The 26,550-nt window shown below is 57.3% G+C and carries 34 protein-coding genes and 1 tRNA gene; 10 read left to right on the top strand and 25 right to left on the bottom strand.

Translation table 11 applies throughout. The annotated features are described in order from the left end of the window. Positions 1–39: 39 nt before the first annotated feature. From RQ935_RS08490 to RQ935_RS08550, 14 genes are all read right to left on the bottom strand, one after another. Positions 40–348, bottom strand: a complete 309-nt coding sequence (locus tag RQ935_RS08490) for a hypothetical protein (protein WP_311497994.1) — start codon at positions 346–348, stop codon at positions 40–42. Then, entirely contained in the window at positions 345–737 is a 393-nt protein-coding gene (locus tag RQ935_RS08495) for an HK97-gp10 family putative phage morphogenesis protein (protein ID WP_311497995.1), read from the bottom strand. Before RQ935_RS08495 ends, RQ935_RS08490 begins: the two co-directional genes overlap by 4 nt. After that, a complete protein-coding gene (locus RQ935_RS08500) occupies positions 737–1,234 on the bottom strand; it encodes a hypothetical protein (protein ID WP_311497996.1) in 498 nt (165 codons plus the stop codon). Before RQ935_RS08500 ends, RQ935_RS08495 begins: the two co-directional genes overlap by 1 nt. 1 nt (position 1,235) lies before the next feature. Continuing rightward, positions 1,236–1,598 carry a hypothetical protein gene (locus tag RQ935_RS08505; protein WP_311497997.1) on the bottom strand — a complete coding sequence of 121 codons (363 nt, stop codon included), beginning with the start codon at positions 1,596–1,598 and terminating at the stop codon, positions 1,236–1,238. Next, positions 1,595–1,924: a hypothetical protein gene (locus tag RQ935_RS08510; RefSeq protein ID WP_311497998.1), complete on the bottom strand. Its 330-nt coding sequence runs from the start codon at positions 1,922–1,924 to the stop codon at positions 1,595–1,597. The genes RQ935_RS08505 and RQ935_RS08510 overlap by 4 nt, the downstream gene beginning before the upstream one ends. Positions 1,925–1,926: 2 nt before the next feature. Next, complete coding sequence (locus RQ935_RS08515) at positions 1,927–3,501, bottom strand: HK97 family phage prohead protease (protein ID WP_311497999.1); 1,575 nt, start codon at positions 3,499–3,501, stop codon at positions 1,927–1,929. Beyond that, on the bottom strand, positions 3,491–4,588 hold the full coding sequence (locus RQ935_RS08520) for a phage portal protein (RefSeq protein ID WP_311498000.1): 1,098 nt from the start codon (positions 4,586–4,588) through the stop codon (positions 3,491–3,493). The genes RQ935_RS08515 and RQ935_RS08520 overlap by 11 nt, the downstream gene beginning before the upstream one ends. Before the next feature lie 335 nt (positions 4,589–4,923). Further along, positions 4,924–6,342, bottom strand: a complete 1,419-nt coding sequence (locus tag RQ935_RS08525) for a phage terminase large subunit family protein (protein ID WP_311498001.1) — start codon at positions 6,340–6,342, stop codon at positions 4,924–4,926. Further along, positions 6,329–6,685 carry a hypothetical protein gene (locus RQ935_RS08530; protein ID WP_311498002.1) on the bottom strand — a complete coding sequence of 119 codons (357 nt, stop codon included), beginning with the start codon at positions 6,683–6,685 and terminating at the stop codon, positions 6,329–6,331. The genes RQ935_RS08525 and RQ935_RS08530 overlap by 14 nt, the downstream gene beginning before the upstream one ends. A 100-nt stretch (positions 6,686–6,785) precedes the next feature. Further along, positions 6,786–7,088, bottom strand: a complete 303-nt coding sequence (locus tag RQ935_RS09825) for an HNH endonuclease (RefSeq protein ID WP_399532329.1) — start codon at positions 7,086–7,088, stop codon at positions 6,786–6,788. Next, positions 7,085–7,387, bottom strand: coding sequence for a hypothetical protein (locus RQ935_RS08535; protein WP_311498003.1), 303 nt, complete (start codon positions 7,385–7,387; stop codon positions 7,085–7,087). The genes RQ935_RS09825 and RQ935_RS08535 overlap by 4 nt, the downstream gene beginning before the upstream one ends. A gap of 539 nt (positions 7,388–7,926) precedes the next feature. Then, positions 7,927–8,175, bottom strand: coding sequence for a hypothetical protein (locus tag RQ935_RS08540; protein ID WP_311498004.1), 249 nt, complete (start codon positions 8,173–8,175; stop codon positions 7,927–7,929). After that, on the bottom strand, positions 8,176–8,370 hold the full coding sequence (locus RQ935_RS08545) for a hypothetical protein (RefSeq protein WP_311498005.1): 195 nt from the start codon (positions 8,368–8,370) through the stop codon (positions 8,176–8,178). Further along, complete coding sequence (locus tag RQ935_RS08550; RefSeq protein WP_311498006.1) at positions 8,358–8,585, bottom strand: hypothetical protein; 228 nt, start codon at positions 8,583–8,585, stop codon at positions 8,358–8,360. Before RQ935_RS08550 ends, RQ935_RS08545 begins: the two co-directional genes overlap by 13 nt. A gap of 25 nt (positions 8,586–8,610) precedes the next feature. Between RQ935_RS08550 and RQ935_RS08555 the strand changes: the two genes are divergently transcribed. After that, positions 8,611–9,045, top strand: a complete 435-nt coding sequence (locus tag RQ935_RS08555) for a hypothetical protein (RefSeq protein WP_311498007.1) — start codon at positions 8,611–8,613, stop codon at positions 9,043–9,045. 6 nt (positions 9,046–9,051) lie between these two features. Here the strand turns inward: RQ935_RS08555 and RQ935_RS08560 are convergent, their stop codons facing one another. Next, positions 9,052–9,309, bottom strand: a complete 258-nt coding sequence (locus tag RQ935_RS08560) for a hypothetical protein (protein WP_299295911.1) — start codon at positions 9,307–9,309, stop codon at positions 9,052–9,054. A gap of 108 nt (positions 9,310–9,417) precedes the next feature. On the opposite strand from RQ935_RS08560, the gene RQ935_RS08565 reads away from it, so the two are divergent. Continuing rightward, positions 9,418–9,750, top strand: coding sequence for a helix-turn-helix transcriptional regulator (locus RQ935_RS08565; RefSeq protein ID WP_311498026.1), 333 nt, complete (start codon positions 9,418–9,420; stop codon positions 9,748–9,750). Here RQ935_RS08565 and RQ935_RS08570 read toward each other — a convergent pair. Both RQ935_RS08570 and RQ935_RS08575 read right to left on the bottom strand, forming a co-directional pair. Beyond that, positions 9,710–9,783: transfer RNA gene (locus RQ935_RS08570), tRNA-Met, on the bottom strand. The genes RQ935_RS08565 and RQ935_RS08570 overlap by 41 nt on opposite strands. A 153-nt stretch (positions 9,784–9,936) precedes the next feature. Beyond that, the gene (locus RQ935_RS08575; protein ID WP_311498027.1) at positions 9,937–13,317 is read right to left on the bottom strand and encodes a UPF0182 family protein; all 3,381 of its coding nucleotides are present in this window, start codon (positions 13,315–13,317) and stop codon (positions 9,937–9,939) included. A gap of 250 nt (positions 13,318–13,567) precedes the next feature. Between RQ935_RS08575 and RQ935_RS08580 the strand changes: the two genes are divergently transcribed. Continuing rightward, positions 13,568–14,266, top strand: a complete 699-nt coding sequence (locus RQ935_RS08580) for a hypothetical protein (protein WP_311498008.1) — start codon at positions 13,568–13,570, stop codon at positions 14,264–14,266. A 27-nt stretch (positions 14,267–14,293) separates the two neighbouring features. Here the strand turns inward: RQ935_RS08580 and RQ935_RS08585 are convergent, their stop codons facing one another. After that, the gene (locus RQ935_RS08585; protein WP_311498009.1) at positions 14,294–15,853 is read right to left on the bottom strand and encodes an ATP-dependent helicase; all 1,560 of its coding nucleotides are present in this window, start codon (positions 15,851–15,853) and stop codon (positions 14,294–14,296) included. 174 nt (positions 15,854–16,027) lie between these two features. On the opposite strand from RQ935_RS08585, the gene RQ935_RS08590 reads away from it, so the two are divergent. Further along, entirely contained in the window at positions 16,028–17,044 is a 1,017-nt protein-coding gene (locus RQ935_RS08590; protein WP_311498010.1) for a hypothetical protein, read from the top strand. Here the strand turns inward: RQ935_RS08590 and RQ935_RS08595 are convergent, their stop codons facing one another. Continuing rightward, the gene (locus tag RQ935_RS08595; protein ID WP_311498011.1) at positions 17,045–18,559 is read right to left on the bottom strand and encodes a zinc-dependent metalloprotease; all 1,515 of its coding nucleotides are present in this window, start codon (positions 18,557–18,559) and stop codon (positions 17,045–17,047) included. Positions 18,560–18,577: 18 nt separating this feature from the next. Here RQ935_RS08595 and RQ935_RS08600 point away from each other — a divergent pair, with 18 nt between their 5' ends. From RQ935_RS08600 to RQ935_RS08620, 5 genes are all read left to right on the top strand, one after another. Beyond that, a complete protein-coding gene (locus tag RQ935_RS08600) occupies positions 18,578–19,795 on the top strand; it encodes a S16 family serine protease (protein ID WP_311498012.1) in 1,218 nt (405 codons plus the stop codon). A gap of 12 nt (positions 19,796–19,807) precedes the next feature. Beyond that, on the top strand, positions 19,808–20,581 hold the full coding sequence (gene rph, locus RQ935_RS08605; RefSeq protein ID WP_311498013.1) for a ribonuclease PH: 774 nt from the start codon (positions 19,808–19,810) through the stop codon (positions 20,579–20,581). Continuing rightward, entirely contained in the window at positions 20,578–21,273 is a 696-nt protein-coding gene (gene rdgB / locus RQ935_RS08610) for an RdgB/HAM1 family non-canonical purine NTP pyrophosphatase (RefSeq protein ID WP_311498014.1), read from the top strand. Before rph ends, rdgB begins: the two co-directional genes overlap by 4 nt. 219 nt (positions 21,274–21,492) lie before the next feature. Then, on the top strand, positions 21,493–21,762 hold the full coding sequence (locus RQ935_RS08615; protein ID WP_311498015.1) for a hypothetical protein: 270 nt from the start codon (positions 21,493–21,495) through the stop codon (positions 21,760–21,762). A 35-nt stretch (positions 21,763–21,797) separates the two neighbouring features. Then, on the top strand, positions 21,798–21,962 hold the full coding sequence (locus RQ935_RS08620) for a hypothetical protein (RefSeq protein WP_299296614.1): 165 nt from the start codon (positions 21,798–21,800) through the stop codon (positions 21,960–21,962). A 19-nt stretch (positions 21,963–21,981) separates the two neighbouring features. Here the strand turns inward: RQ935_RS08620 and murI are convergent, their stop codons facing one another. The 4 genes from murI to RQ935_RS08640 all read right to left on the bottom strand — a co-directional run bounded on the left by murI (position 21,982) and on the right by RQ935_RS08640 (position 24,159). Next, positions 21,982–22,791, bottom strand: coding sequence for a glutamate racemase (gene murI, locus RQ935_RS08625; RefSeq protein WP_311498016.1), 810 nt, complete (start codon positions 22,789–22,791; stop codon positions 21,982–21,984). Positions 22,792–22,809: 18 nt separating this feature from the next. Beyond that, entirely contained in the window at positions 22,810–23,628 is an 819-nt protein-coding gene (locus tag RQ935_RS08630; RefSeq protein ID WP_311498017.1) for a DUF2017 family protein, read from the bottom strand. Between the two features lie 15 nt (positions 23,629–23,643). After that, positions 23,644–23,946: an ATP-dependent Clp protease adapter ClpS gene (gene clpS / locus RQ935_RS08635; RefSeq protein WP_297721922.1), complete on the bottom strand. Its 303-nt coding sequence runs from the start codon at positions 23,944–23,946 to the stop codon at positions 23,644–23,646. A gap of 72 nt (positions 23,947–24,018) precedes the next feature. After that, positions 24,019–24,159, bottom strand: coding sequence for a hypothetical protein (locus RQ935_RS08640; protein WP_297721924.1), 141 nt, complete (start codon positions 24,157–24,159; stop codon positions 24,019–24,021). Positions 24,160–24,308: 149 nt separating this feature from the next. Between RQ935_RS08640 and RQ935_RS08645 the strand changes: the two genes are divergently transcribed. Next, the gene (locus RQ935_RS08645; protein ID WP_311498018.1) at positions 24,309–25,646 is read left to right on the top strand and encodes a nicotinate phosphoribosyltransferase; all 1,338 of its coding nucleotides are present in this window, start codon (positions 24,309–24,311) and stop codon (positions 25,644–25,646) included. Here RQ935_RS08645 and RQ935_RS08650 read toward each other — a convergent pair. After that, positions 25,643–25,951 (bottom strand): DUF3039 domain-containing protein, encoded by a 309-nt coding sequence (locus RQ935_RS08650; RefSeq protein WP_282921877.1) that lies wholly within the window; start codon positions 25,949–25,951, stop codon positions 25,643–25,645. The genes RQ935_RS08645 and RQ935_RS08650 overlap by 4 nt on opposite strands. Positions 25,952–26,074: 123 nt before the next feature. Further along, positions 26,075–26,359: an HU family DNA-binding protein gene (locus RQ935_RS08655; RefSeq protein WP_004008105.1), complete on the bottom strand. Its 285-nt coding sequence runs from the start codon at positions 26,357–26,359 to the stop codon at positions 26,075–26,077. Positions 26,360–26,550 lie beyond the last annotated feature (191 nt).

Below are 26,550 nucleotides of genomic sequence, written 5' to 3' on the forward strand. Positions count from 1 at the left end.
AAAGGGCGATTTGCGCCCAGTCATCGCTATATCCCCTGGCTATTCCCCCGCCGCCTCGATATCTGTCGGGTGAGCTTCGAGATATGCGGCAATTTTTTCGGCGTTTTCCCCTCGATTAGTCCAGCCAGGAAGGTCTTGATTTATGAGCTGCGTCACCTCATCGATACTCAACTGCTCAATATCGCTAATCTCTACTTGCAGACCTAGACGCTTGGCGATGACATACCCAAACGCGCACAGGGTGCGAGTGTCCATAGCCGTTTCATCTTGAAAATCGGTCATTTTCTTGCCGGAATATTTCTCAATAGCAGCAATTTCTCCAATGGTTAGGCTTTCAACGGTACTCATGCTCCTAATTCCTTTCTCAGAATCTTTTTTATTTCTGTCTCATAAATGCTCTTTGCGTTCCACTCAGTAGCCAGTTTCGCCTTCCGCACAAATCGTTGTGGCTTTTGCTTTTTCGTGCCATATTCCACGAATGGGGCGTAGTGAAGCGGGCGGCGGCCACCGATTTTTACCCGTGCTTTGCGCGCGGTATTAGCGGTCTTGATGGTGCCTTTGAGCGCTCCTGTGGACACTGGTGTGACTTCCCGAAGGTTTCGCGCGCCTTCGTTTGCGATTCTCTGTAGGGGTCCCTTGAGGGCATCAAGGGACCCTACAGTTTTCTTCATCTGGGTCATGGCCTTAGAAAGACCCTCGATTTTTACCCCAGATTCGGTAATGGTCGATTTCGCCATTATTTGCCGGTTCCAGTACTGCCTGAGCTGGATGCGCCGGTTCCAGTATCCCATCCGGCCCCCGCTACTTTGGCGCCAGTGGTTACCTTTTCAGGAGTGCCTTCAATCTGCCATTCGCCCTCAAAATCATAGGTGTTGGCACCAGCCGCGCCGCCAATCTTGGGCTTGCTGGCAATGGTGACCTTGCCGGTAAAATGCGGTTTGTCCGCTGCTGGGGTAGCGTTGCCATGCGGCGCATAGACGAAAGGCACGGTCTCCCCGGCATGATCCCAGATGTAGCTCCAGAATGACGTCGGATCAGTGGACTGGACTGCCTTGAACTTCAAGGTGTACGACACATCACCGGAGCCATTAGCAGCGTCCGCGAAAGTCACGGTGTCTTTATCGGCTTTGCCGGTCTCGATAAAGCACTCGGAGCAGTCAGCCCAATAGTCTTTACCATCAACTGTGAGAAGTAATTGGTTTCCCTTAATACGGGGGCTGGATTTGTAGGTCATTTTAGTTTTCCTTTCGATAATCGGATTCAATATTGATTTCATAGGCCAGCATTTGCTGACCATCAGGGGCTTGAAGCACGTAATGGCCTTGCGCGGTCACGTCCAGGTTTTCCACGGCTTCCAGTACTTCATCCATGAGCGCGTCAAGGCTCTCGACCTGAATGCCGAAATCCCCGGCGGGGGCGACAACGGCGGTCACTTTGAAGCTGATGGCGTATTCACCGAAGACTTCCCCGGATTCGATGCGGGGCGCTGTGTCGATGATTACGCACGGTGCTTCAAGACGTTCAGGAACGTATGGGTATACTTTGAGGCCTTGGGATTCGAGGACTTCTGTCAGGTCAGCGCGGGCTTGGGCAATCATGCGACCACCATCTTCAAGAATGGAGCCAGGGTAGCGCGGGCTTGAGCAAGCGGATCAAGCCGTAGCCGGATGGGGCTGGTTCCATCCAAATCAGCAAAAGCCTTCACCCCGTTAGGCGCAGATTTCCGCGCATACAGGTCAGCAGCTGTATCAAGAACCGCGCGTTTCACGATAGCTTCGGGCGGTGGTGTGCTCTCACGGGAATCCTGCAAGAGCACACCAACCAGGCTTTCAGCCTCGCTAATGCACGCTTCCAGCGCTTGACTGCTGGAGCTGGTTCCACCGAGATACTCGGAAAGCTCCCCCGGCTCTACCTTCGGAATCATCTTTAGGCACCCACCAGTCCATTCACTGGTACTAGGCAACCGGGCATTTCAGCAGCGAACGCTGCATAGAAATACACGCTGAAATCCTTAGACAAGTTGAGAATATTCTCATCTTGTAGCCGTACCAGCGAGCTCATATAGGAGCGGATAGCCAGTTTATTCTGGAATACCGCCGAAGCCTTGGTGGCATCAGTATCAAGCACTACCGGAATATTTAGCAACGCACCCTTGAGACCCGCAGCGGTCAGAGTACCGATAGTGTTTTGGCCGCCTTCATTCTCGGTCATCATCGGGCGGCCATCTTTACCTTCCAGTTTCGCTAAGGCCTTGAAAACGGTTTTATCCACAATCAGGTTATCGATGGTCAGGCCTTGCTCTTCAAAGATAGAGGCTGCATCAACTACTTGATCGACCCAATCGCTCCAAGTCATAGTGGCTAAAGCCTTGCCTGTGAGCTTTTGCGGTGCTGCCGCGACAACGCCGTCATAGGTAGAATGGAATTCTTGCCGGGCGGTCTTACCTGCTGCGATAGCCATAGCACGCAGGTGGTGGTCAAGAATGCGCACGTGGCCGCGCTCGATTTCTTGCCGGGAAAGCGTGGTAGCGCCGCCAAAGGTAGAAATATCCGTGGTTTTCGTCTCCACGCTGACATTGCCCATTACTAAGTTGTCGCCTTCCTTGGCTTGCTTAGCAACCTTGATGGTATTGCTCTTGAGCTGGGCATATTCCAGGGTAAAGCCCTCAGCCGGTAGGTTTCCGGTGGTGAATAGGGTGCGGATTCCCGCGCCTTGGTCTACCAGGCGGGTCAGGTCTCCTACCCATTGCGGGGTCAGCACGGTATCGGCACTGGTGCCACCGCTGTAGGCGCGTTCTTGGATGGAGCGCAGCGCGGCTTGATCATCCTCGTTGCCGCCTAGCGCGGATTTGATGAATGCGGCAGCGCTACGGGTATCGGGCGCGGCCTTGGTGGGTTCTTGCCAGGGCGGCGTAGTTTTCAGGATTTCCACGCTGCGCGTGAGGTCTTCGACGCTAGCGCGCAGCTCGCGCAGGTTATCGGTTTCCACGGGCGCGGCCTGGGATTCTTTGGTTTCGTTGTGCATTATTATCTCTTTCTCTTGTTTTTGTCGGACTTTTTCTACAGTGGCGTTTTCGTAAGCAGGGAATGGGGTTAGGGATACTTCCATGACTAGGGCTTTTGTGATGGTTCTGTGGTAGCCATCTTCTTTTTCGACTTCGTCGTATTCGAGGGCGTTAAATCCGATTGATAGGCCGGTGTACACCCCGGCGCGGGCGAGTTCTAGGGCTTCATCCCCGGCAGTAGTTTTTGCGATTTTCCCGGTGATTTCCCACCCTTTTTCTGTGTCGCGCCCGGTTAGTGTTCCGATAGGTTTGCGGTGTTCGGCAAGGAGCTTGCACCCCGCTTTTGGAACAGTGATAGCGCCGGGTGCTACGCGTTCAAAGAATCCTTCCCATATCTCGGTTTCTTCATTGAATGGAACGGCGAGGCCTGTTAGTTCACGGGCTTCGAGATTGGTCGCTCCCAGCGTGGCTGCACGGTATTCCAGGTCATTGTTCATCTTGATTCTCGCTTTCTTGCTGATTTAAAGGTGGTAAACCCTCGATTCCACGGACCTCATCAATGGTGAGGAATCCTGCATTTATACCGATTTGGTGGGCTTGATAGCGGCTCAGCGTATCGGTACGCAATAGCGCATCGAGATTGAAGCGGGCGGTAACTCCGCGCGGTAGAACGTCAGTAATCGCAACCTCGATTTCTCGCAGATAGGCCATTAGCGTCCATTTGACCATCTGCAAATCCTCTTGCTGGGCGTTAGCGTACGTTGTAGAGCTGCCATCTAAGGGTGCGAGCATGAGCCGCGCGGGAATACCGAACAGGCGCGCGATTTGGGTCACATTGAAATTTTGGGTTTCAAGAAATTGGATCTCTTCGGGCTTCAGCGAGAGCACCTGAAACTTGGTGCCCTTACCTAGTACCGCGATGCCCTTGCCGATGCCCTGGGTGGTGTTCCATTCATCGCGGGTTTCTTTTGCTTGCGCCTGGGTAATCTGCTGCTCTGAGGTCAGAATACCGGTCGGGATTCCCCCGCCTTTCACCAAAGATGAAGAATACTTAGCTAGATCGAGCGCACCGGCTAGGCTTTGCCGTGCTGCTTGAATAGGACCAAGTCCCTCCACTTGACCAGCGACCGTTAGCAGTTTCAGATGGCAGATTTCGCGTGATGAATAAATACGCCCGCTATAAGTGAAATCAATGATTTTGGTTTGCGGGTCTTGCTTCGGTGTCACTTCCAAGGGCGGCAAAACATCGAGGGTGAGTACTTGACCAACTTGGTCGCGCGTAATCAGCCAATAAGCATTGCCGCGCTGCGCTAGCGAGGCTACAGTTTCCACGATGAACCGGGACTGGGTGGAGCCTATATTAGGGCGGCGCACTAGAGCGGGCGGGGGCTCAATAAGTTTATCTCCACGCCAGGCATCGATAGTGAGCTGTTTGGCTGCTGTTTCCAAAATAGATAACGCCCGGTAGACGGCTTCCAAACCCATAGCTTGGCGCGGAGACACGGTAAGGAACGCTTCACGCGGCGGGGGTAACACCGCCGGATTCGTAATCACATTTTCGCGTCGGAATGGAAACCATCTCATATTTCCATGTTCCGAAAGTTAATGACTATTTGCGTTTCGGCTGGCCAGGCCGCGTGTCACGCGAGAGACCTGGTCTCGCAATGACTATTTGCGTTTCGGCTGGCCAGGCCGCGTGTCACGGGGATGTCTTTGGTCTTTCCGGCGTGATGTGTATTTGTAGGCAGCGATGCGCGCGGTTTTCCGGGCTGGATGCCAAGCGGCCTCATGTCTCATTATGGCCTCATAGGCTTGCTCAGCCGTGGGAAATATTTGCGCCCAGCCGCAAGGGCATTTTGCAACATGACTGCAAGAGGAGGAATCTACCCAAACAATTTTTCTCACGAGTTCACCTGCTTTTATAGGAAGATTTGAGGTCTGGAATCAAAATTGAGAGCACCATAGGCAGCAGCTATGGCAGCCCTGGCCGCGTCCACGGGACCGGCGCAGTGCCTCGGTGATATTGCCTGACCACCTGAGATCGGTTTCATTACAGCATTAGCAAAGGCATCAACGATTTCGCTAGTACCGTCATGATGAATTTTTCCATCGCTGATGCGGGCGAAAAACTCACTATTAGCGGAGGCGTATTCACGCGGGCGCAGGGCATAGATCTCCCTTCCTGAACGGCTCAGCGCTTCGATAATGGGGCGGTTATCGCCGGAATCATCCACGACTACCGCCATAGGGGCGAGAGTTTCTTGCAAATGGGTTATGGCTTTTTCTACCCAGGCCGCCCCTGCCTTTGACACTAGGCGATGAACACGCACATTTTCGCCTTCTTGCCAGGCTGCATAAATGGTTGCCCCGGTACGTCCAGCAGCTATATCGAAGCCAATAGATATATCTGCCGGGATGGATTCGGGCGCTGTCTCTGCCAGCTTTTCCCAGGCTTCCAAATCCACGATCGAAGTTTCGGCTGCTGTCGGCCAAAGGTTCAGATATGAGCGGCGATAAAGATGGTCAGGCTCATTTTGAGCCAAGGCTCGAATCTTCCAAAGCTCTTGCGTGTACCCGATGGCGGGATGGAAAGCTAGAGCCTCATCGCTGCGAAGATTGGTAGCCGCTAACTGTTCATCCGCGCTCCACTCGAAAAATGCGGTGGTGGTTCCGGGATCATTTACCGCTTTGCGGCCTTTATCGATCAGGGAACGCAGCCATTCTGAGCGAGTATCACCGGCCGTTGAGATAATCCATACTTGTGAATGCGGGATTGTCAGCCCTACCGGGTTGAACGCGGCCATGAGATCATCACCGCGAGCCTGGTCGAAAGCCCAGGCTTCATCTACCACTACCAGAGGGCTGGTTTTTCCGTGAATCCCCTCCACGGTAGGGGCGAAAGGCATAATCATTGATTCCGTTCCTCGGAAAACAATACGCTCGTTTCCAGTACCTTCAAGTACTTTCACGCGAGGTTTACCATCAGGTGCCATGCCCATTTCTTTTCTGAGCTGCTTAGCGAGCTCACCCCATTTTTCAACCGCATCTTTGCGGGTCTGAGCCGTGTAATACACCTGGCAACCCGGGTTAGCTTGCGCAACGGCTGCCATAAGCGCCTTGATAAGCGTGGTCTTTCCAGATTGGCGTGGCACTGTGACGACCACTGTCTGATAGCGGGCGCGTTCAGGGTGCTCTGCTTGCCTTTCTCCAGCAACCTCAGCCACGAGCTTTTGCCAAGGCATCAATGGCGTATTGAGAAATTGCGCTACCAGTTCCACCTGTGCGCCGGTGGTGGGATTAGCCGTATTCCTGGCAGTAGCGTATTTAGGCTTCGACATTTTGACCCGATTCCGCATTTAGCTGCTCCAAGAAAATCTCATAAGGATCGATTACATCTCTGGTGGAGGTTTCCGGTAAGCACGTCAGCAGCTCTTTGAATTGGCCAATCATGGTGACGTGGGCAATGGTCTTTTTCCGAGCCGCGAAAGCCACATCTAGCTCATGAGCAAGTGAATACAGCAGTTGAATCTCGGCAGCCATACCCAGCTCTTGCTCATCTGTAAGGTTTAGTGCTTCAATCTTGGCTTTTACCGCCTTGACCATGGCATTGGAGGCCATGAAAGGATCCCCTAGGCCAGGTAACTCTGGCTGCCAACATTCATTCTCTTGCTTTTCGCTCATATCTTTTTCCTTTTCCATCGTTTCGTTGGTATTTAGCCGTTTTTTTGGAGAGTTCCGAAGATAAATAAAAGTGGGGGGCTGGTCTGCCTGGAGGGGTAAATCAGAAAAAACCGGCTGGGAACAGCTGCGGGTCGTAGACGGTGGGTCGGCGCGGTCGGCGCTTTGCGCCCCGTGCAGAGTTGCAGCCTAGGTGGCAGGGTCGGAGATTTTCAATAGCATCGCTACCGCCCTGGCTGCGGGGTAAGAGATGCTCGACAGTAAGCCGTTTTGGGTGGTTGTGCCCATAGAGCTGCTCATTGGAATAGGCCAAATCAATCGGCTCTTTACAGTAGGTACAGCGTAGGCCGTACACAGAGACTGCCAATCTAGCCAGGTCACGAACCTTTCTGCCTCCCCAGCTCATGACCGTACTCCAGCTCTATCTTTCTCACACTGCTGTTTCAGCCAGTCGAGACTGCTGATACCAGGATGTTCATACTGCCAAAGTTCACTGGTACGGCGGTGCTCCTCGGCGGTGATCCTGTCTAGTTCTTGCTGGTTACGCCTTGCTCTAGCATTGCGCCAGGCTTTGCGCCGCTCCTTATTCCAAGGCTTACGAGCTTGTTCATCATTGCGACTGTCCTGTATTTGATGGCAATGCGGGCATGTATTCCCATCTTTTAGATAGCCATGGTCACAGAGCAGAGCGTCAGCATCTTCCATTGGTTCTTCCTTTCCTACAGCCCAGGCGGGCGGGGGTGTCGTGGTGTGTCTCTCTCTCACAGCGCTGGGCGCTGAGAGAGAGACACTACAAAGGTCAGCACTCAGTTCCGTATGGCGTGACCTGCGGATATTAGCGTCTTGCTTTTTCAGCAGAGCCAGCCGCCGGGCTGTAGCCTCCCGGCGCGCGGCCCATGCCGCCTGTCCTTGCTTCCATGCTTGGCGCACTAGGTCGAGTAGGACATGGCGCATTATCTGCACGTGTCCAGGTTTCGGCTTGCCTTGCTCGATGAGACCACGCTGCCAATGGATTAGCCCCAGTTCTTCCAGGATGTATAGGCAGCGTGCTGTCCATTTCTCCGATAGCCCCGCCGATTGCGCTACCTGCCAGACCGTGACATCCAGCCCTTTGCGGGTATGCCGGGCTACTAGCGCCCCGAGCGTGGAGCGCACTCCCTGCCATTCGGCACCTGCCAGAGCACCCCAGCCACCACGAGCAAGGGAACGATATAGCACGGGTATAGGGGTTTCAGCTGTTAGGCTCATTTGCGGCCTCCCTTCCATTGCGTCTTCTTTAGGCAAAGCTCGGTCAGACCGTTGTAATTTGCTAAGTCAGACTCAGCCAAATGCAGACTTTCTAAAATTTCTGTTTCATCAGGTATGAGCTTTTCCAAAGCGGTAATAACTGTATGCAGAGATTTCTTAGTTTTAGTGAGCCCTTCAAGCGAAACAGCGACCCCGGCAAGGGCATCGAGTTCATAAGGGCGCTGTCTCCACGGTATTTTCGACATTCAAACCACCGCTTTCATGTATGCCTGTGAAGCCCAAATGAACCGAAGCATAGTTTTAAACTGACGGTGAAGGTAAGCAGTTGAATCAGTAGTAGGCATCTGCTCAACAAGAGCGGTCATTGCCTCGACTTTTTCGCGAACTTCAGCCAACGTAACTGCCAGCTGATCCAAGGTATCTTGCGTTACTGATTGCATGATTCCACCTCATCGTCCAGCACAGCTTGAGGATCTCCGCCGCTGTTCAGCTCCAGAATCGTATCCAGAACCGCATCCAGGGCACCCACCGCTAGTTCGTGAGCACGGCCAGCGCCGGGTATTTGGACCAGCTGAAATAGGGCTGCTTCTATCTCAATATGTGCCGATTCCAAATTCGATAGGGCAAGATTTTTCCGTTTTACCAAACTATTCATAGCAATCTCCTTGTAGATTTAATTCATGGGAATTTTTGATGGACTTCGCCAAGCCTGGGCTGAGGCGGGCGAAAAGGTAGAACAGGACGCGAAAGCGAAAGCTCGCCAGCGCGGCGCGCAACCGATTAACTGGGATACGTGGGACAAAGGTCGCTATGTCGCGGGCGTTACCTTCAGGCAAAAGCAAATTAAGCTCCTGCTTGCCAGTGAGGGCATGAGGGGCGATCCACAGCGCGGGCAAGCATTTTTCCTTCAAGGGATTATCAAGCCAGAGCCTACGAACCCCAAGGATTCCGGCGCGATTGCGTGCATATCCTCGGGAATCCAATTCGGGTACATTCCGAAGGAAGGTCAAGCCGCGATTCGAGCACGAGCACCCAAGGGAAACAACTGGACTGCCAAAGCCACGTACGCCTTTTGGCCAAAAGAGGGCACCTGGGTAGCCAAATACTGGGTTTAGCACGGTCTAGCCTTCCTCACAAAGCAGAGCGGGGTCATCAATGACCACGCTGTCTGCATGATGCCCTACCGCGATTCCAGGAATTTCCACACCAGCGTCCTGCAAACGCTCAATTTCGTTCAGCTTCCACGGCGTAATTCCCAACATCCGACGGTTTAGCCAAGATTGTCTAAAGTGCTGCTGACGTGCAAAGTTAGCCTGCGAAATGCCTTGATTATCAAGGTGGGCTTGCACTGCATCTATGACCATCGCATTTAAGTTCATGCCCTTACGTAATCATTTTAAGATTAGGTAAGTCAAGCGACACTCCGACGACCTGAATCATAAAGTCTTGAAAGCTAATCAATTATTGATTAGAATCAACGTATGACAATGACCTTAGTTCCACCTACCACGCACAGCACAGCCGACATCGTTGCTTCCAACATCCGAGCTGAGGCGGCGCGCCTCGGTTACACGCAAGTTGAGTTCGGTCGTGCACTAGGCATAAGCCAAAACCAGATAACCCGGCGCTGGAAAGGCGTAATTAACTGGCAACTCGATGAGCTTGATGACGTTGCCGCGCTCCTGGGTCTGACGGTCACCGACCTAATAACCCCACCTAGAGGCGGTTTAGGGTATGAAAAGGGCCCCGGTGCAAAAGCACCGGAGCCCTTCGGAGCAGTAGCGGGGGCCGGATTTGAACCGACGACCTCCGGGTTATGAGCCCGGCGAGCTACCGAGCTGCTCCACCCCGCGTCAAGCGACCCGTACACTTTACCAGTTCTGAGGTTTTACCTCAACTTGGAGGGCGACACGGGTCGGGGTCACAAGCCCGTTACGGCACTTCCCGGGTCCGCTGGCGGTTTTCCGCGGCCGGCCCTTACCGCGTCAGCTAACGGATTTCCGGGGTTATGGACGGGCGCTGGCGGCCGCGAAGACTTTCACCTTGGGACTAGCCGCGTAAGCCTTCACCTTGGGGCTGGCCGCCGGGGTCGCTGCGCCGCTGGGCTGGGTAGTTGGCTGGACACTCGGCTGAGCACCTGACGTGTCGGCGGGATTCGCCGGCTGGGTCGCACCCGAAGCCCCGGGCAGCCCACCGCCTACGGTCAAAGCCTGCTGCAGCTGTTGCTTCAGCTCGGTTTGCGCCTTGCCGTAGGCTTCCCAATCGCCCGCTTTCATAGCCGCGTCCGCGTCATCCATCGCCTTGCGTGCGCCCTGCAGAGCCGCCTGGAGCTGCTGCTGAGGCGTCAAACTCGGTTCGGCGGGGTTCTCGCCATTGCCCTGGGCACCGGCTCCTGGCACTTCATTTTCGGAAGTCTGCACCCCGGCGTCTCCGCCAAAGAGCTGATCGAGGGAAGCCTGCAGAGTCGGGGCGAATCCAATCTTGTCCCCGAAAGACGTCAGCACGAAGCGCAGCAACGGATACGTGGTACCGGATTGGGCCTGGACATAGACCGGCTGGACATACAGCAGGCCGCCGCCGACCGGCAAAGTCAACAGATTGCCACGAACGACCTCGGTGGACTGCTGAGACAGCAGGTTCAGGGTTTGCGAAACCGTATCGGTGGTCTTGAACTTGTTGGACACCTGGCCCGGACCGGGAACCGCCAGGTCCGAAGGCAGGGACAGCAGCCGCAGCTTTCCGTACCCGTCACGCACCTTGCCGGGCTTTGACCCCGTTTCCGAATCCACCGTCAAATACCCGGTCAACACGTTTCGGTCTGACTGGCCGTAGGGAATGTAGGTAGAGTACAGCGAGAACTCGGTCGATTCCTGACCGGGAGCTTTCATGGTCAAGTAGTAGGGAGGCTGCAACGCCGACAGGACGGTTTGCGAACCCTCGTGAGTCGGGTCGTCGGGCAGCTTCCAGAAATCCGAACCGGAATAGAACGAACGCGGATCGGTCGTGTGGTAGCGCGCGATGAGGTTTCGCTGTACCTTGAACAGGTCTTCAGGGTACTTAAAGTGCGCCATCAAATCGCCGGAAACCGAACTCAGCGGCTCAATCTGGCCGGGGAACACTTTGCCCCAAGCGTTGACGATGGGGTCTTTCGCGTCCCACTGGTACAGGTGAACCGAACCGTCATAGGCGTCAACCACGGCTTTCACGGAGTTGCGCATGTAGTTCACGTTATTCATGACTTGGTAGCCGTAGCCGATGTTGCGCGAATCGGAGATGGAAGTGTTCAAATCCATGTGGTTTGAATACGGGTAAGAGTTCGAGGTCGTGTAACCGTCAACGATCCACACCACCCGTTTCGGAGTTTTCGGGTCGCCGTCCATGTCCACCACCGCAGGATAAGCCCGCGAATCCAGGGTCAGGTACGGAGCGACTTTCGCCACGCGCTGTTCGGGGGAACGGTAGAACAGGATTTGTGAGGAGCTATTGACCTGTTGAGAAAAGAAAATCTCAGAAGAACGGAACTTGAGGGCATACATCAGCCTCTCCCACAAGTTGCCCACGCTCGGTCCGCCTTTACCCGTGAAAGTGTTGTTAACGCCCTTGTCCTGAGTAACATCAGAGGGGTAATCAAACTCCCGTTTCGGCGCACCCTTCGGCGCCCCCACGATGGAATAATCCGGCGAGAACTGGCCGAAGTAAATCCGCGGCTCGTACTCGCCCAGCTCACCCTGGGAGGGAATACCTTTTTCCCAGAAGGCCGGGGAGCCGTCCCCTTCGACCTTGGAACCGTAAGCGGTGACGACCCCGAAGCCGTGGGTGAACACGGTGTGCTGGTTGACCCAAGACTTTTGAGAATCGCCCAACTGGTTCGTATCGAGCTCTCGCACCGCAATCACGGTGTCTTGAGCCTTACCGTCAATGGTGTAGCGGTCCACCGCCAGGTTGGAGGCGAAACGGTAGTATTGCCGGTTTTGTTCCATCTGGCCAAAAGTGCGGGACACGACCGAGGGGTCCAGCAGACGTATCGAGGCGGTAGACTCGCTGTCCGAGCGGAGCTGGCCGGCGGTCGCCTCCGTGGTCGCTTTGTAGGTCTCTTCCTTTACGTCAGCGATTCCGAAGGCGTCTCGAGTCGCTTTGATGTTGTGAGCGATGTAGGGCGCTTCGAGTTCCTGGGCGGACGGATCGACTTGGAACCGCTGCACCAGCCACGGGTAAAGCCCGCCCACCAGCAGCGAGGACAGCACCATGACGCCGACCCCGGTAGCGGGAATGACCCAAGACTTCCGAAATGCCCCGATGATGAACAACACGGCGATGACCAGGGAAATCCCCACCAAAATGTTCTTGGCGGGCAGGACGGCATGAATATCGGTGTAGGACGCTCCCGAAAACTTATCGTGCACCCCCAGCAGCAACACGAACCGATCCAGATAGTAGCGCAGACCGATGATAGCAGCCAGGATAGCCAGCAAAACCGAGATATGAATCCGGGTGCGGTTGGGAATCTCAGCAATCCTTGTGGACAGGTTGCCCTGCAGGTAGTAGCGGGCCAGGGTAAACAGCCCGGCGGCCACCACCACATAGAACAGCAGGGTGGTCAGCTCGGAAAACACCGGCAACGAGAACACAAAGAATGAAGAATCCCTTGCGAAAATGGGATCTTTGACCCCGAAGTTACTCCGGTGGAACCACGCCGCGAACAGCTCCCACTGCGAAATCAACGGGGTGGCCACCATCAGACCCACCACCAGCGGCAAAACCACAATCAAAAACCTGCGCCACGGCTGCAAAGTATCGTGCAGGGCAGCCACCGCGGGACGCTCGGAGCGGCGGGTGGCACGCCGGAATTCTTCTTCCAAGTCCGCGGTGTCAAAGACGGTGTCGAACTCGGCGTCCAGGTCGATGATTTTTTCCGAACCATCGGCTTTATCGGCGCCTTTACTGTCCGCCGATTTTTCCCCGGGATAGAGCGTTTCGTCACTCGGCTGATCCGGTTTTTCCTGTTTACCGGCGTCTGGGGAAGTTTTTTCGCTCTCACGCTGAGCCTTGCGTTTCGCCGCGTCCATCTTGCGTTCCGCGTTGCGGCGTTTCTTAGCTTTGCCCCGCTGCAAAGCATCAGGGCTTGCCTGCCCCGCAATCATCAAGTTCACCCAGGTCACCACGGCCGCCAGCAGCATCGCCACAACCACCAGGCCAATGCGCCAACCCCAGGCTGTCAACACCACGGAAATCCGCCCCAGCTGCTGATACCAAGCCAGTTCTGCCCAAATCCGCGACATGACGCCCACCACGGCGATAAGCACCACGATAATCGCGATGACTATCCCCAAAGTCTTGTTTCCGCCCTGGGGACCGGAATTCGCCCCACCAGCGGCGGGACGCGGCATACGGGGCGGCTGCATTCCGCCCGGACCGCGCGAGGCGCCCCCCGGAGGACCGGCGAAAATATTGCCAAAGAACGAACCGTTGGAGGGATGCCCTGTACTCACTTAACACCTCAGTTTCGAATCGGTTACTCAAGTGCCATCTTTCCACAAAACCCCGGTGTTCTTCCATTCGGGAGGTTTTTTCGCCCCCACTTCCCGCTCGCCTAGCCAGTTCCCCGAAGTTTCAACTTTCGATGGGATAATGGAAATCATGAGTGAACCAAGCAACCCTTTGACGAACTTTCCCGCCGGGACCGTAATGGGCATGTCCTTTACCCCCGATGGGGACGCCCACCCGAGCCCTGCCGGGGATGAACCCACTCCGTCGGCTTCTGAACAGGTTCCCGTCCCGGCTGAGATTCCCGCGATTGTGCGGGTGGTGTGGGAGATTGACGCCCACGCCGAGCCACTGACAGGCCCGCAAACCGGTCAACTCTTTACTCTGCACAAGACCGGGGAGGCTGCCGAAATGTTGACGGGCCGGGCTCCGGATGAGCTGGTCGCAGAGATGCGCCACACCGCCGAATCCTACCCGGAATCGTTGACGGCACTGCCTTTCCAGCTGCCCGATGATGGTTTGGATTTCTTAGCCCAGTTAGGACGCGTGGTGTGGAGCGACGAAATCGAAGGCGTGGCGGTGCTCTATGAAACAAACGCGATGGTGACCGCCGCAGACTTGGCTGATGCCCCCGCTGACCCCCAGGAACGGCAAGCCTACCTGGAGAAAAAGACTGCCGGTCAGGAACGGTCCCGTTTTGTCGTGGCCGCTACCCGCACCGAAGCTTGGTCGATTGTTCACCCGCACTTCGACACCGACCCGGAGCACATTGAGCAGGGCCCGGCCTTGGTCGCGGATTTGTTGCAACTCATCACCAACGGCATCAACGGCGAGCCCAGCCCTGCCTCTTGACCTTCCCTAGCGCTGACCAATCCCGGTCTAGTGCCTGCTGGAACGTCGCAGCGTGGCACTGCGACGGGGCCAAAACGGTGCCAGGAAGCGGCACGCCTCGCGCTCTTGGGCGGCTCCGTCGCGACGGGATTTGGCAAAAGATACGATGAGGCGGCTGCGCGCCCGCGTCACCCCGACGTAGCACAAGCGGCGTTCTTCCTCGATGGCCGCGGTGGTTTTGGCCAGGCTAATAGGCAGCAGCCCTTCGCTGGCTCCCGCCAGAAACACGGCTTCCCACTCGAGCCCTTTTGCCGAGTGCAGAGACGCTAACGTCACTCCGCCTGGTTCGTCCTCCCCCGTGTCTGTCCCGCCCTCCGCGGTTCCTCCCGCGAGGTTCGTGACCCGGTCCTTGATTACGAAAGGAATTCGTTTCGCCCCCAGAGCCACCCCGAACAGCGCGGCTTGAGCGTTGGTGCGGAACAGCACCGCAATCTGGCTGGGTTTCAGGCCCTCCGTCAGCAGGCCTTGAATGCGACGCGCAATTTCCTTGGCCTCAGTTTCGTCGTCTGGCGCCGCGAACCAAGACACCGCCGGGCCAGCTTCGCGTTGGGACACCAGCCGGACGGTACCCCCCAGGGGCTTTCCCTCCGCCCCTTTGGCCTGGGCCAACACCTGATTCGCCAAGTCCACAATCTGAGGGGTGGAGCGATAGTCCCGGATGAGTTCCACGACTTTGGCTTCGGGATAGGTTTGGGTGAACTCGGTCAAATATTCCGGGGTGGCGCCGGCAAAAGAGTAAATGGTTTGCGCCGCGTCCCCCACTACCGCCAGGTCGCGACGGCGTCCCAGCCAGCTCATTAACAGGTAATTTTGTAGCGGCGAAACGTCCTGATATTCGTCCACCACGAAGTAGCGGTACTGGTTGCGGATCGCCCGCGCCACGTCCTCGCGCTCATCCATCATGCCCGCGCACAGCAGCAAAATATCTTCAAAATCCAGCTGTCCGGCCTCTATTTTCACGTCCTCATAGGCGTCCAGCAGCTGCGCAACCCGCTCGGTACTCACATCGGCTACGGCTTCGCGTCCTGCCGCCCGCGCAGCCGCGGCGTAGTGCGACGGGTCTACCAGCGAGACTTTTGCCCACTCGATTTCCCCGGCCAACGCCCGCACCTGCACTTTTCCGAGTTCCAGCCCCAAGCGCACCCCCGCCGCCGTCACCAGGGTCGCTTTCAGACCGGTTAGGTCGGGCATAGTTCCCCCCATAACCTGCGGCCAAAAGTACCTGACCTGGGCCAACGCTGCGGAATGGAAGGTGCTCGCCCGGACCTGTCCCACTCCCAAGCCTTCCAACCGGGTTTTCATCTCTGCCGCGGCTTTTTGGGTAAACGTCAACGCCAACACGTTTTCGGGATTGACCTGTCCGCTGCGCACGCCGTAGGCGATGCGATAGGTAATCGCGCGGGTTTTCCCGGTGCCCGCCCCCGCCAGCACGCACAGCGCCCCGCGCTGGTGCTGGGCGACTTCGCGCTGCTGTTCGTCCAGTTCATCGAGCAGTTCGGCGGCGCTGAGTTCCGCGACGGACGGCGCAGCGTGGGGTTTGGTGTTCACGTTTACCTCCTCTCGATTCCGCGTTTCATTGCTTCCCCAAGTTTCCCACGCCGGGCGACACCGCACGAAACCGGAGGTCTGTCCAGCGCAGATACGAAGTTATCCACAAGTGCCGGATTGTCATTTGAGTTTATTATATATCTTTTGAGATGCTTTGAATAGAGGTGAGAGGTTATGAAACTTAATGAGGGTATTCACTTGGTTAGGCTGCCTGATGGTTCAGTCGAGCTGTGCGCCGGGCTGGAAACCATGTTTTGTTTTCCGCGATGTTCCGAAAAGGAGTTCCAGCTACTGCAACGCCTGGTGGTGGGCTGTACCCGCCCGGATTTGTCTGACTTCGCCAAAGCCTGCCGCATTCCCCTGACCAAGGTTTCGGAAATCCTGCGAACCTTGGTCGACGCCGAGTTGCTGCAGCTGCGCAGTCCCCGTCTGCACGGCGGGCCCGACGACGGTTTTTGGTCACGAGTGGGGGGCGCCAAGATGCGCCGCGCCTACCGACATCGCCAGGAAAAGTGCGTTTCTCTCAATCGCGCCGACCGTATGGCTCAACTGCTGGCCGTGGAACTGGGCGCCGCCGGTATCGGCAAGATTCAAGTCCCCGCCACCACCCGCAGTACCGAACCGGACTTGGAAACCACTCTTGACCCCCGACGCACCATGAAAGAACTGGTGGAACGACGTCTGCGACACGCCGCGGTGACGACCCGGCGAATCTCGGTGGACTTGGCGGTGCTGTTCAGCTGGGGTATTCCCGACCCGGTAGCGGCGCAAAAAGCGATGCAGTCCACTCAGCCGTTCCTGGCGGTGGTGGCGGGTCATGATTTTGTCGAGGTCGGGCCGCTGGTCGTGCCCGGTCTGACGCCGTGCACGTCCTGTATCGCCCTGCACCAGGCCACAGAAGTGGCGCACCTGGCAGAACGCGCCGCAAACCTGCACTGGGCGGCGTTCCCGCGAGTGGAAACGGCATTGGCAGGAGCGGGGGCGGCGCTGGCGGCGACGCAAGCCTTGGCGTTCCTGGATTGCCGCGCCCTACACCCCGGAGATGTCACGCGTATCTCGGTGGATGGAACAATCACGACCAGGCACTTTGAGTCTCACCCGGAATGTGACTGCAGCTATCTTCCGTTCGATCTCGACGTACCCCCAGAACCGGCGTTTGCGAAGCGGGCGCGCGCGGCGGCAGCCGCCTGACTAGGCTTCAGGAGCGGGATTCTCTGGGCTGTCCGGATCCGTCCCGTGCCCGGAACCGTCGGGCGAATCGGTGTCGGGACGGTCTTGTGACACTTCCGCGTCCCCCTCCGAATCGATACCGGGCTCCAGCCCTTTGGCGTATCCCAAAGTCCCTTGCAGCATGGCCTCCAAATCGGCCTCCAGCTGGTCTTTCGGACCTTCTCCGGCTAGGCGGGCCACGAACTCGTTGGGGGCGTCGAAGTCGCTTTCCTCCGGCAGCAAGTCCGGGTGATCCCACAAGCCTTCCGCCCCGGCTTCCCCGAGCTTGGCCACCAGTTTGGACCACAAGGCGCTGGCTTCGCGCAACCGCTTGGGTCGCAGTTCCAAGCCGATGAGGGCGGCGAACGCTTTTTCGGCCGGCCCTCCGGTGGCGCGGCGCCGATTCATCATCTCTCGCAAGGCTCCCATCTGGGGTAATGTCCCTGCCAAGCAGCGCGTAGTCACCATGTCGACCCAGCCCTCCATAATCGCCAGCAGGGTTTCCAGGCTTTGTTTCGCGGCGGTTTGGTTATTGGTCTGGCTGGGAGTCAGCACGCCTTGCGCGATGAGTTTATGCAGGGCATCTTGATCCATCGGGTTCAGGCCCTGCAGCGCCGACTCCATCGCCTGCAAATCGAAGCTGATGTCCCGAGCGTAGTCCTCAATCGCCTTGGTGACATGCATCCGCAGCCACGGCACGGCGTGATAAAGCCGCACGTAGGCGGCCTCACGAGTCGCCAGGAAGGCCAGCACCGGCTCGACATCCAGGCTGATGTCGGCAGCGAACTTTTCCACGTTTTCCAGCACTATCGCCGCTTGGTTCACCTCTCCAATCGGCAGTCCGATGTCGGTCGAGCCGAAACTCTCGGCTGCCAAGGTCCCCCAAGCCTGGCCAAACTGCAGCCCGAACAGGTTGGAACTCAAAACCCCCAGCAAGGAATCCAGGTTCAGCGACGCCGGGTCGCCGTCCTTGGAAAACAACCCCATCAGATTTTGCAGTTCGGGAGGGCCGGAAGAAATCTCGACATGCAGGTCGCCGTCCGCTATATGCTCAGACAGCGCCTGTTTCATTGACTCAGACGTTTTGGCAGCCACCGGGGTAACCAAGATTTTCCAGACTTCAGACGAGGCGTCTAGCCACTTTGACGCAGATAGGGCGGTATAGCTGGCTGGCGGCGGGGTGAGCGAGGTGACCGGGTCGAGGCGCAAGTTTGCTTCAGACAAAACTTGACGCACCCGGTCGGCATCCGCGGCGGTCACCACCCGGGTTGCCCCGCCCAGACGCCCCAAAGCGGTCATGCGGGCCAAGTCCCAGTTCACAGGCTCGTCGGAACTGGACAGCAGGGATTGTAGCGGGAAAGCAAAAACCCCCTCCCCGCCGGAAAACGCCGAGAACGGGGTGCCAGAACGGAGCTTTTCCTCCATCTCGCGGGCTTTTTCCTCGCCAAAGACCTGGCGCAGCATCTCAGCCCAGTCAGGCATCTCACTTTCATCCATGAGACTATAGTAACCGTGATGAACACCGATGCGCTGGATAAGGGAACGGATACGCCTGTACCCGAAATTTCGCTGACGCCCGAATCTGGAACTGATACACCGCCAGAAACCCCTGCTGATGCCCCCACTCGTACCCGCTCCCGATGGTCTTTGAGCCGTTGGGTTCTGAGCTTTGCCCTCATCATCCTGGGGGTGTATTTCCTGTTCATCTATTCCTATCCCGTGGTCATCAACTATCCGGGACCGACCTTTGACGTGCTGGGTAAAGACTCTAAGCAAACCCCCCTCATCGAAGTGAAAGGCGCGAAAACCTATCCGGACAACAACGGGCAGCTGCGCATGACTACGGTGTCTTCCCTGGGCGGACCGGGCTCAATGGTCAGCGGTTGGGACCTGATTGTGGCGGCGTTTAGCCCAAATACCACCATCTTGCCCGAGGACATGGTCTATCCTCGCAACGTCTCCAGCAAAGACATTAAGAAACTCGGCGTACAACAGATGGACCAATCCCAGCTCTCCGCTGAGGCGGTGGCATTAGAAACCTTGGGATATGACGTCAACATCACCTGGTCTGTCGCCGAAATCGCCAAAGGCTCGCCCGCTGCCGGCATTTTGCGCAAGAAAGACGTGGTGCAAACCATTGCCCGACCCGGGCAAACCCCGGTGCGCATCCACACTGTTGAGGACTTGCGCAAATTCTTGAAGGAGGTGCCGGGCGGCGACACTGTTGAACTCGGTATCATCCGCAACGGCGAAGCCCAGACGGCGAGTATGAAAACGGCTCCGGTACGGTTAGCGAAAGGCAAAATCGGGAAAGGCTCGCAACTCAGCATCTATTTGGCTTCTGACGTGGACGTCCCCCTCGACATCACTTTTCACCTTAAAGACGTGGGCGGACCCTCCGCGGGCACCATGTTCGCCCTGGGGATAGTGGAGCAGCTCACGCCCGAACACTTGACCGGCAAATCGGTCATTGCCGGAACCGGGACTATTGACCTGGCCGGTAAAGTCGGCCCCATCAGCGGAATTGAGCAAAAGATGGCGGGGGCGAAAGCTGACGGAGCCAAGTTTTTCCTAGCTCCGTCAGAAAACTGCAACGAAGTTGTGGGCAACATCCCGAAAGGGTTGCGGGTCGCGAAAATCGCGACGTTTTCCGAGGCGCTGGACACAGTGCAAAAGATTCGCGACGGAAAGACCTCTGACCTGCCCCAATGCGCCCTCCCGACCCAGAAATAATAGACTGAGGATATGACAGAAAAGATTGAGCGAGCGGACGGCCGTCGGGCGGACCAGCTCCGCGAAGTGACTTTGCACATGGATTGGGTCAGCGCCCCAGAAGGCTGCGTGTTGGTGTCTTGCGGGAACACCCGAGTACTGTGTTCGGCCAGCTTGACGGAAGGGGTTCCCCGGTGGCGCAAGGACTCCGGCTTGGGATGGGTCACGGCTGAGTACGCCATGTTGCCCCGTGCGACCGATACCCGCAATACCCGCGAGTCCGTGAAAGGGAAAATCAGCGGGCGTACCTCAGAGATTTCCCGGCTCATTGGACGGGCACTGCGCGCCTCAGTGGATTACGCCGCGCTGGGTGAAAACACGATCGCGATAGACTGCGACGTTTTGCAGGCCGATGGGGGCACTCGCACCGCCTCGATTACCGGGGCTTGGATTGCGCTACAGCGTGCTATCGCCGTGGGTAAGGACAGCGGTTTCATTCCTGGCAATCCCACGCGCGACTCGGTTTGTGCCATTTCGGTAGGCATCATTGATTCCACTCCCCGCCTGGATTTGCCCTACGAGGAAGATTCTCGTGCCGAAACCGATATGAACGTGGTGATGACCGGCTCAGGAAGTCTGGTGGAGGTGCAGGGAACCGCGGAAGGCGCGCCGTTTAGCCGCGCCGAGCTGGACGCTTTGCTGGACTTGGCCCAGGCCGGGTGCCGTGATTTGACCCGGCTGCAACGTGCGGCGGTAGACAGTGCGCCCGGAGCGGTGTTGACACTAACAGATGGAGTAATTGCGTGAGTATTTTGACTTCTGTACCGGATTTGCGTGATAAGGACGCTCAGAAACTGGAACTGCCGCCGGAGGCTCAGGTGGTGATGGCGACGGGCAATGCCCACAAGATTCAGGAAGTTGAAGAGATTTTGCGTCCCTTGGTGCCGAGCCTGCGCCCGGGAGGGATAATCGCCGCGGGCACGTTGGGGGCTCCCGAGCCGCGCGAAGACGGTACCTCGTTTTCCGCTAACGCCCTGATTAAGGCGCGTGCCCTGGCCAATTTGGTGGACGTGCCGATTCTGGCTGACGATTCCGGTTTGAGCGTAGACATTTTGGGCGGCGCCCCCGGAATTTTCTCGGCTCGGTGGTGCGGACATCACGGGGATGACCGGGCCAACCTGGAACTTTTGTTGAACCAGCTGCAGGACATGGACGATTCCTACCGCACGGCGGCTTTCATCTGTGCCGCGGTGCTGCTGGTCCCGGGAGGCGGAACATACCTGGGAAACGGGGTTATGGGCGGACGCCTGGTGCGCAAGCCGAAGGGTAAAAACGGCTTCGGATACGACCCGATTTTTATCGCGGACGGCCAAAAGGTCACCAATGGTGAACTCAGCAATGACGCCAAGAACGCGATTTCGCACCGCGCCAAAGCTTTCATGCAGATAGCTCCGCAGCTTGAAGCCATACTGGGGATTCGCACCCGGCTCACCCGGTAACAGCGCCGCTCGAATGGGCGCCCGGCACGAAAGTCATAATCGAAAAGCACACCAATTGTCCTGACAAAGTCTGTAAATCGCCTGTAAGGATGACGAATTTTCCTTTGATTTTCCCCCGAAGTCTGGTCTTTGGCAGGGCGAGATGGCACAATAAATAGTGAGGGCAAAGGATTGCCCTCGCGAAGTCGTTTAACTTCGCCAGAGTTTCAGGAGGAAATTATGCTTTCGACTGATGTAATCGGGGCTCTAAACCCCGCATTGACTAATGAGGCTTTCACGCGTCCTGCCCAGGAGCCGAGCGCGAAAGCAGACAAGCCGGAGCCCATCTCGAACACCTCGAAAACCGAGGCCGCGGCTACTGGCACTCACGGTGCGTTGAACGGCAATGTTGCCGAGTTCAAGCCCGTTGTTGGCCCCTCGCAACCGACCCACGCGGATTTGCCCCACACCTACAAGTCATCGAATTCACACCTCGATGTCATGCTGTGACGGTTAATCCGAGTTACTAAGGAAAGGATGGAGCCATGAACCCGATTTCAGGTGCTGCGCCGATTATGGACGCAGAAACGATGAAAGCCCTGATGGTAAACGCGGTCGCCGCACAGACAGCCACCGCGACGAAAGCTGCTACGGCAGCCGCGGCGCTAAAGGTCATGAACCCGCAAGGCGGTCTCGACGTTTACGCCTAAAGGGCCAGTAATTTGATTCTCACACGCGCTCGACCGCAGTGACCTCCGGTCCCAAGAATCTGCGAGCCAGCCGCGTGAAGGTTTGCGTGTCCCCCGTTGCCAGGAACTGGTAGCGGGGGTTCGGCGTGCCCGCGCCGTCCTCAGTGTGTAACCAGTCTTTGTCCAACAACTGACGATAGACATCGTGGGCGGTTTCTTCCGCCGAGGAAACCAGGGTCACCTCCGGACCCATAACGTAGCTGATGACACCGGAGAGAAGCGGATAGTGGGTGCAGCCCAACACCAGAGTGTCCACCCCGTCGGCACGCACCGGTTCCAGGTATTCCCGCGCCACCGCCAACAGCTCCGGCCCCGAGGTGATACCGCTTTCCACAAAGTCCACGAATGCCGGACAAGCTTTCGCGCTGACCTGCACTTGTTGGTAAGCATGTAGGGCGCGCTGATAGGTTTCGGTTTCAATAGTGGTGTGGGTGGCGATGACCCCGATGTGTCCGTTTCGCGTGGCGGACACGGCGCGATGCACGGCGGGCGAGATAACCTCCAGGACGGGAATCCCCAGGGCGTCATACTTTGAACGCGCCGCAAACACCGCCGTCGCCGACGCCGTGTTACAGGCGATGACCAGCATCTTTACTCCGCGCTCCACCAGTTTGTCCATTACGTTCAAGGACAGTTCCTTGACTTTCTCGACAGGTTTGGTGCCGTAGGGGCTGTTGGCGGTATCCCCGATATAAATCACAGATTCTCCGGGTAACTGGTCGATGATGGAACGAGCCACGGTCAGCCCGCCCAACCCGGAATCAAAAATCCCAATGGGTGCGTTATTCACTCTCAAATCCTTCGCGTTTCAGTCATCCACAGCCAGCATCAGCGTTTCTAGCCACCATGACAAAGCATTATAGATGCTGGCGATGGTGATTTCGTAAGCCGTGTAAACCCCGGCCTCTGGGTCGGACTCAGCCATCATCTCGACTTCTTCGGCCCTGGTGTCGTTATCGATATCCAAGGACCACCCCAGCGCCAGTCGCGCATCGTTGATGGCAGTGACCCACACTTTCAACGTCTGCGGTTTCACCACCACGGCACCGTTACCGTTCGCGGCCCACCGCAGGCTTTCGGCGACCACTCGCATCGAGGCGGCCTTCTTTGCCGCCAAGTCCGGGGTGGTCAAGGCGCGCAGTTCCGCCGCTTCTTCCGGGTCTTGGCTCATCGGTCGCAAGATAGCCGCGATGAAAGGGTTCGCCGGGCTAGGACGTGGCCCCAGGGGGTCAAAATCCAGCGCCGCCAAGGTTTGATCGTCGGTCATGCCCCGCGAATTCGGCTCAGAGCCGGTGTTTCCCCGCTGGACGGATTCAGAAGTGTGTTCGCGGGGCTGTTCAGGGTCGGTTTCCGCCTCCGAGTCCTCGCCCTCGCTGTGCATCTCACGGTGGGCAGTGATGGAAGAAACCGTGTCCACCCCCAACAGCTTCTCAAACATGAGGGTGTGTTCTTTCGGGGAGTTCGGATCGAGGTCCACCCCCATCATGTCCAGGACGTCTCGTTTTTCTTCGGCCTCCAAGGCGTCAGCCAGTTCCTCAAAAATCCCCGCCAGCAAGACCGCCTCATGCGGTTCAACCCTGCTGAACCACCCTTCTGAAGGCGCGCTCAGCGCTGCAAATGCATGCATCGTTTCCGGCTCCCCTCAATCGGCTTCCTGTTCGAGCGTCGCCCACAGTCCGTATTCGCTCATCGCCAACACGTCGGCCTCCATCTGTTCACGAGTTCCGGCGCTAACTACCGCCCGACCATTAAAGTGAACTTCTTTCATCAGCCGCTCAGCACGCTCGTGAGAGTACCCGAAATAGGTCTTAAACACCCACGTCACATAGCTCATCAGGTTCACGGCGTCGTTCCACACCACCGTGTTCCACTGGCCGGGAAGTACCCGGTCCAGCTGGGCGACCGGAGACGGAGCATACTCGGTACCGGGTTCGACAAAACTCACCTTTTAAGGTTAAAGGTTTTCCACCTGGCGCGCAGGATTACCGCGCCTCGAAGCAAAAAGCCGGGGTCTATCCTAGAGCACCAGCAGACCGACCAGACCGGCCAGGAGCAGCACCACCAGGAGGGCGACGACGACCCTGGTCACCCGGCCGCTGCCGAGCTTGTGCGCATTAGACACGCGGGGAACTACGTTTTTACGAGAAGCGTTGCTCATAGCTTTATGTTACCGGCTCTCGCCGCGCCGCCGCGCCGAGATGAACCAGATCTGGCTGAACCCCGCTCGTGCGGCAGGCAAACGCGCGCGGGACGGGGAGCCTTCGAGCGAAAACGGAAAAGCCGGCGGGCGCGACTATAGTTATACCTATGAATACGCGCGAAACGACTTCCTTGCTGACCGATATGTATGAGCTGACCATGGTTGACTCCGCTTTGGAACACGGGATGGGGCAGCGCCAATGCGTGTTCGAGATTTTCACCCGGCGTTTTCCCGCCTCCCGGCGGTTCCTGGTGATGGCCGGAGTCGCGCGGATTTTGGAGGGGCTCAAGCGGTTTCGTTTCGACGAATCCCAGCTAAAGTACCTGTTGGATCACAAAATCGTCGGGCCGAATACAATCAAGTTCCTGGAGAATTACGAGTTTTCCGGCGACATTTTCGGCTATCCCGAGGGCGAAGTTTTCATGGTGAACTCGCCGATTTTGACGGTGCGCGGGACTTTTGCCGAAGCCTGCCTGTTGGAAACCTACCTGCTGTCGATTTTGAACTTCGACTGCGCGGTGGCGTCAGCAGCGTCCCGGATGACCATCGCCGCTCACGGCCGACCCTGTATGGATATGGGGGCGCGCCGGGTGCATGAGCGGGCAGCTGTTTCCGCGGCTCGTGCCGCGCAAATCGGTGGTTTTCAAGGTACTTCTGTTTTGGAGGCCGGCAAGCGTTACGGGATTCGCGCTATCGGCACCGCCGCCCACGCCTTTACCCTGCTGTTCGAGGACGAAGAAGCCGCTTTCACCGCTCAGATTGAATCGATGGGGCCGGACACAACGCTGCTGGTAGACACGTACGACGTGTCCGCAGCGGTTGAAAAAGCGGTGCGGATTGCCCGAGCCGCTGGCGGGGAACTGGGCGCGGTCCGTTTGGATTCAGGCGACCTGGTGGCAGGCGCTTTCAAGGTGCGCCAGCAGCTGGACGACTTGGGAGCAACTTCCACCAAGATTACGGTGACCAACGACCTTGACGAATACGCTATTGCCGGTTTGGGGGCGGCGCCGGTTGATTCCTACGGGGTGGGCACGCGACTGGTGACCGGTTCGGGGATTCCGACCGCCTCCCTGGTTTACAAGCTGGTCGCCCGCGAGGACGCGAACGGAAACTTGGAACCGGTGGCGAAACGCTCGGTTGAAAAATCGACTCGGGGCGGACTGAAGTGGGCGGGACGCGTCATCGAGGATCACACCGCCACGGCTGAACTGCTGGTCACGGCCCCGAACCGGGAAGCCGCCGCGGAATACTTCGCGAGCCGCGAGGCCCGCCCGCTGCAACAGGACTTCGTGGTCGGCGGGACTATTGACAAAACTTGGATGGGTCCCGAGGCCCTGCAGCGCGCCCAGCAGCGCCACCTCGAAAGCCGTAACGAGCTGCCTTATCAGGCGTGGCGCCTGAGCGAGGGCGAAGTGGCTATCCCCACGGAATACGTAGATCTCTAACTGTCAGAGCCGCCAAAGAAAGGCCAGCCGGGTTGACCGTTGTGGTCCCCGTTCATGGATTTCATGATTTCTTTGCACGCCGGGCAAATCGGGAAATTCTTGGGGTCGCGCATCGGCACCCAGACTTTGCCGCACAGGGCGATGACGGCCTGGCCGGTCACCGCTGAGGCGGTAATCCGGTCTTTGCGCACGTAGTGGGCGTAACGTTCGTTGTCACCAGGGTTGCGTTTCAGCTCGGTTTCGGTGCGTTCCAGCACCGCCGTGCCACCTTGAGTCAGGGGTTGGCCCGCAGTTGTTTCGCTCATACGACCATTGTAACCGCCCTGGCAAGCCTGAGCTGTTGCGGGGAGCGGACCGGCCCGAGTCACCGCGCTAAAAAAACAAAGCCGGCCGCCACTGGGGCGGCCGCTTTGTACGAGATGAGTCGATTACTTGTTGGACACAGCCTTCTTAAGGGTGGAGCCAGCAGAAATCTTAACGCCGTAGCCAGCGGGGATCTTGATTTCTTCGCCGGTGCGGGGGTTGCGACCGGTGCGGGCAGCACGAGACACGCGCTCCACGTTCATCAGACCGGTTACCTTGACAGTTTCGCCCTTCTTAAGGGAGTCAATCAGGATTTCCTGGAAGGCGGACAGAGCACCGTCAGCTTCGGTCTTGGACAGGCCGGCCTTCTTAGCAATCTCAGCAACAAGTTCAGTACGATTCACAGACATGTGATTCCTTTCGGATAGATCGTCGATTTCACTTTGGTGAAATCCTCCATTAGAGACTACGCAAATTTAGCGCATTTGTCAGCGAGTTAGCAAACAATTCGCGAATTTTCCGCGGTTTTTTCCGCTTCAAATTCACTTATTTCACACCGGTCACAAAAGTACCACGTTTTTTGCCTCGACCACACTGCACA

The organism is uncultured Mobiluncus sp. (assembly GCF_963511525.1).
In the GTDB taxonomy this organism is placed as follows: Bacteria; Actinomycetota; Actinomycetes; order Actinomycetales; family Actinomycetaceae; genus Mobiluncus.

Bases quoted from the DNA above. Each gene is read 5' to 3' on its own strand.
- RQ935_RS08575 (WP_311498027.1), bottom strand. From the start codon at position 13,317: ATGCCGCGTCCCGCCGCTGGTGGGGCGAATTCCGGTCCCCAGGGCGGA.
- RQ935_RS08505 (WP_311497997.1), bottom strand. From the start codon at position 1,598: ATGATTGCCCAAGCCCGCGCTGACCTGACAGAAGTCCTCGAATCCCAA.
- RQ935_RS08550 (WP_311498006.1), bottom strand. From the start codon at position 8,585: ATGAATAGTTTGGTAAAACGGAAAAATCTTGCCCTATCGAATTTGGAA.
- RQ935_RS08535 (WP_311498003.1), bottom strand. From the start codon at position 7,387: ATGGAAGATGCTGACGCTCTGCTCTGTGACCATGGCTATCTAAAAGAT.
- RQ935_RS08525 (WP_311498001.1), bottom strand. From the start codon at position 6,342: ATGTCGAAGCCTAAATACGCTACTGCCAGGAATACGGCTAATCCCACC.
- RQ935_RS08490 (WP_311497994.1), bottom strand. From the start codon at position 348: ATGAGTACCGTTGAAAGCCTAACCATTGGAGAAATTGCTGCTATTGAG.
- RQ935_RS08655 (WP_004008105.1), bottom strand. From the start codon at position 26,359: ATGTCTGTGAATCGTACTGAACTTGTTGCTGAGATTGCTAAGAAGGCC.
- RQ935_RS08555 (WP_311498007.1), top strand. From the start codon at position 8,611: ATGGGAATTTTTGATGGACTTCGCCAAGCCTGGGCTGAGGCGGGCGAA.
- RQ935_RS08620 (WP_299296614.1), top strand. From the start codon at position 21,798: ATGAACCCGATTTCAGGTGCTGCGCCGATTATGGACGCAGAAACGATG.
- RQ935_RS08495 (WP_311497995.1), bottom strand. From the start codon at position 737: ATGGCGAAATCGACCATTACCGAATCTGGGGTAAAAATCGAGGGTCTT.
- RQ935_RS08580 (WP_311498008.1), top strand. From the start codon at position 13,568: ATGAGTGAACCAAGCAACCCTTTGACGAACTTTCCCGCCGGGACCGTA.
- RQ935_RS08640 (WP_297721924.1), bottom strand. From the start codon at position 24,159: ATGAGCAACGCTTCTCGTAAAAACGTAGTTCCCCGCGTGTCTAATGCG.
- RQ935_RS08590 (WP_311498010.1), top strand. From the start codon at position 16,028: ATGAAACTTAATGAGGGTATTCACTTGGTTAGGCTGCCTGATGGTTCA.
- RQ935_RS08540 (WP_311498004.1), bottom strand. From the start codon at position 8,175: ATGTCGAAAATACCGTGGAGACAGCGCCCTTATGAACTCGATGCCCTT.
- RQ935_RS09825 (WP_399532329.1), bottom strand. From the start codon at position 7,088: ATGAGCTGGGGAGGCAGAAAGGTTCGTGACCTGGCTAGATTGGCAGTC.
- RQ935_RS08560 (WP_299295911.1), bottom strand. From the start codon at position 9,309: ATGAACTTAAATGCGATGGTCATAGATGCAGTGCAAGCCCACCTTGAT.
- RQ935_RS08545 (WP_311498005.1), bottom strand. From the start codon at position 8,370: ATGCAATCAGTAACGCAAGATACCTTGGATCAGCTGGCAGTTACGTTG.
- RQ935_RS08515 (WP_311497999.1), bottom strand. From the start codon at position 3,501: ATGAACAATGACCTGGAATACCGTGCAGCCACGCTGGGAGCGACCAAT.
- RQ935_RS08510 (WP_311497998.1), bottom strand. From the start codon at position 1,924: ATGATTCCGAAGGTAGAGCCGGGGGAGCTTTCCGAGTATCTCGGTGGA.
- RQ935_RS08630 (WP_311498017.1), bottom strand. From the start codon at position 23,628: ATGCATGCATTTGCAGCGCTGAGCGCGCCTTCAGAAGGGTGGTTCAGC.
- RQ935_RS08645 (WP_311498018.1), top strand. From the start codon at position 24,309: ATGAATACGCGCGAAACGACTTCCTTGCTGACCGATATGTATGAGCTG.
- RQ935_RS08615 (WP_311498015.1), top strand. From the start codon at position 21,493: ATGCTTTCGACTGATGTAATCGGGGCTCTAAACCCCGCATTGACTAAT.
- RQ935_RS08650 (WP_282921877.1), bottom strand. From the start codon at position 25,951: ATGAGCGAAACAACTGCGGGCCAACCCCTGACTCAAGGTGGCACGGCG.
- RQ935_RS08600 (WP_311498012.1), top strand. From the start codon at position 18,578: ATGAACACCGATGCGCTGGATAAGGGAACGGATACGCCTGTACCCGAA.
- RQ935_RS08500 (WP_311497996.1), bottom strand. From the start codon at position 1,234: ATGACCTACAAATCCAGCCCCCGTATTAAGGGAAACCAATTACTTCTC.
- RQ935_RS08565 (WP_311498026.1), top strand. From the start codon at position 9,418: ATGACCTTAGTTCCACCTACCACGCACAGCACAGCCGACATCGTTGCT.
- RQ935_RS08520 (WP_311498000.1), bottom strand. From the start codon at position 4,588: ATGAGATGGTTTCCATTCCGACGCGAAAATGTGATTACGAATCCGGCG.
- RQ935_RS08595 (WP_311498011.1), bottom strand. From the start codon at position 18,559: ATGGATGAAAGTGAGATGCCTGACTGGGCTGAGATGCTGCGCCAGGTC.
- rph (WP_311498013.1), top strand. From the start codon at position 19,808: ATGACAGAAAAGATTGAGCGAGCGGACGGCCGTCGGGCGGACCAGCTC.
- RQ935_RS08530 (WP_311498002.1), bottom strand. From the start codon at position 6,685: ATGAGCGAAAAGCAAGAGAATGAATGTTGGCAGCCAGAGTTACCTGGC.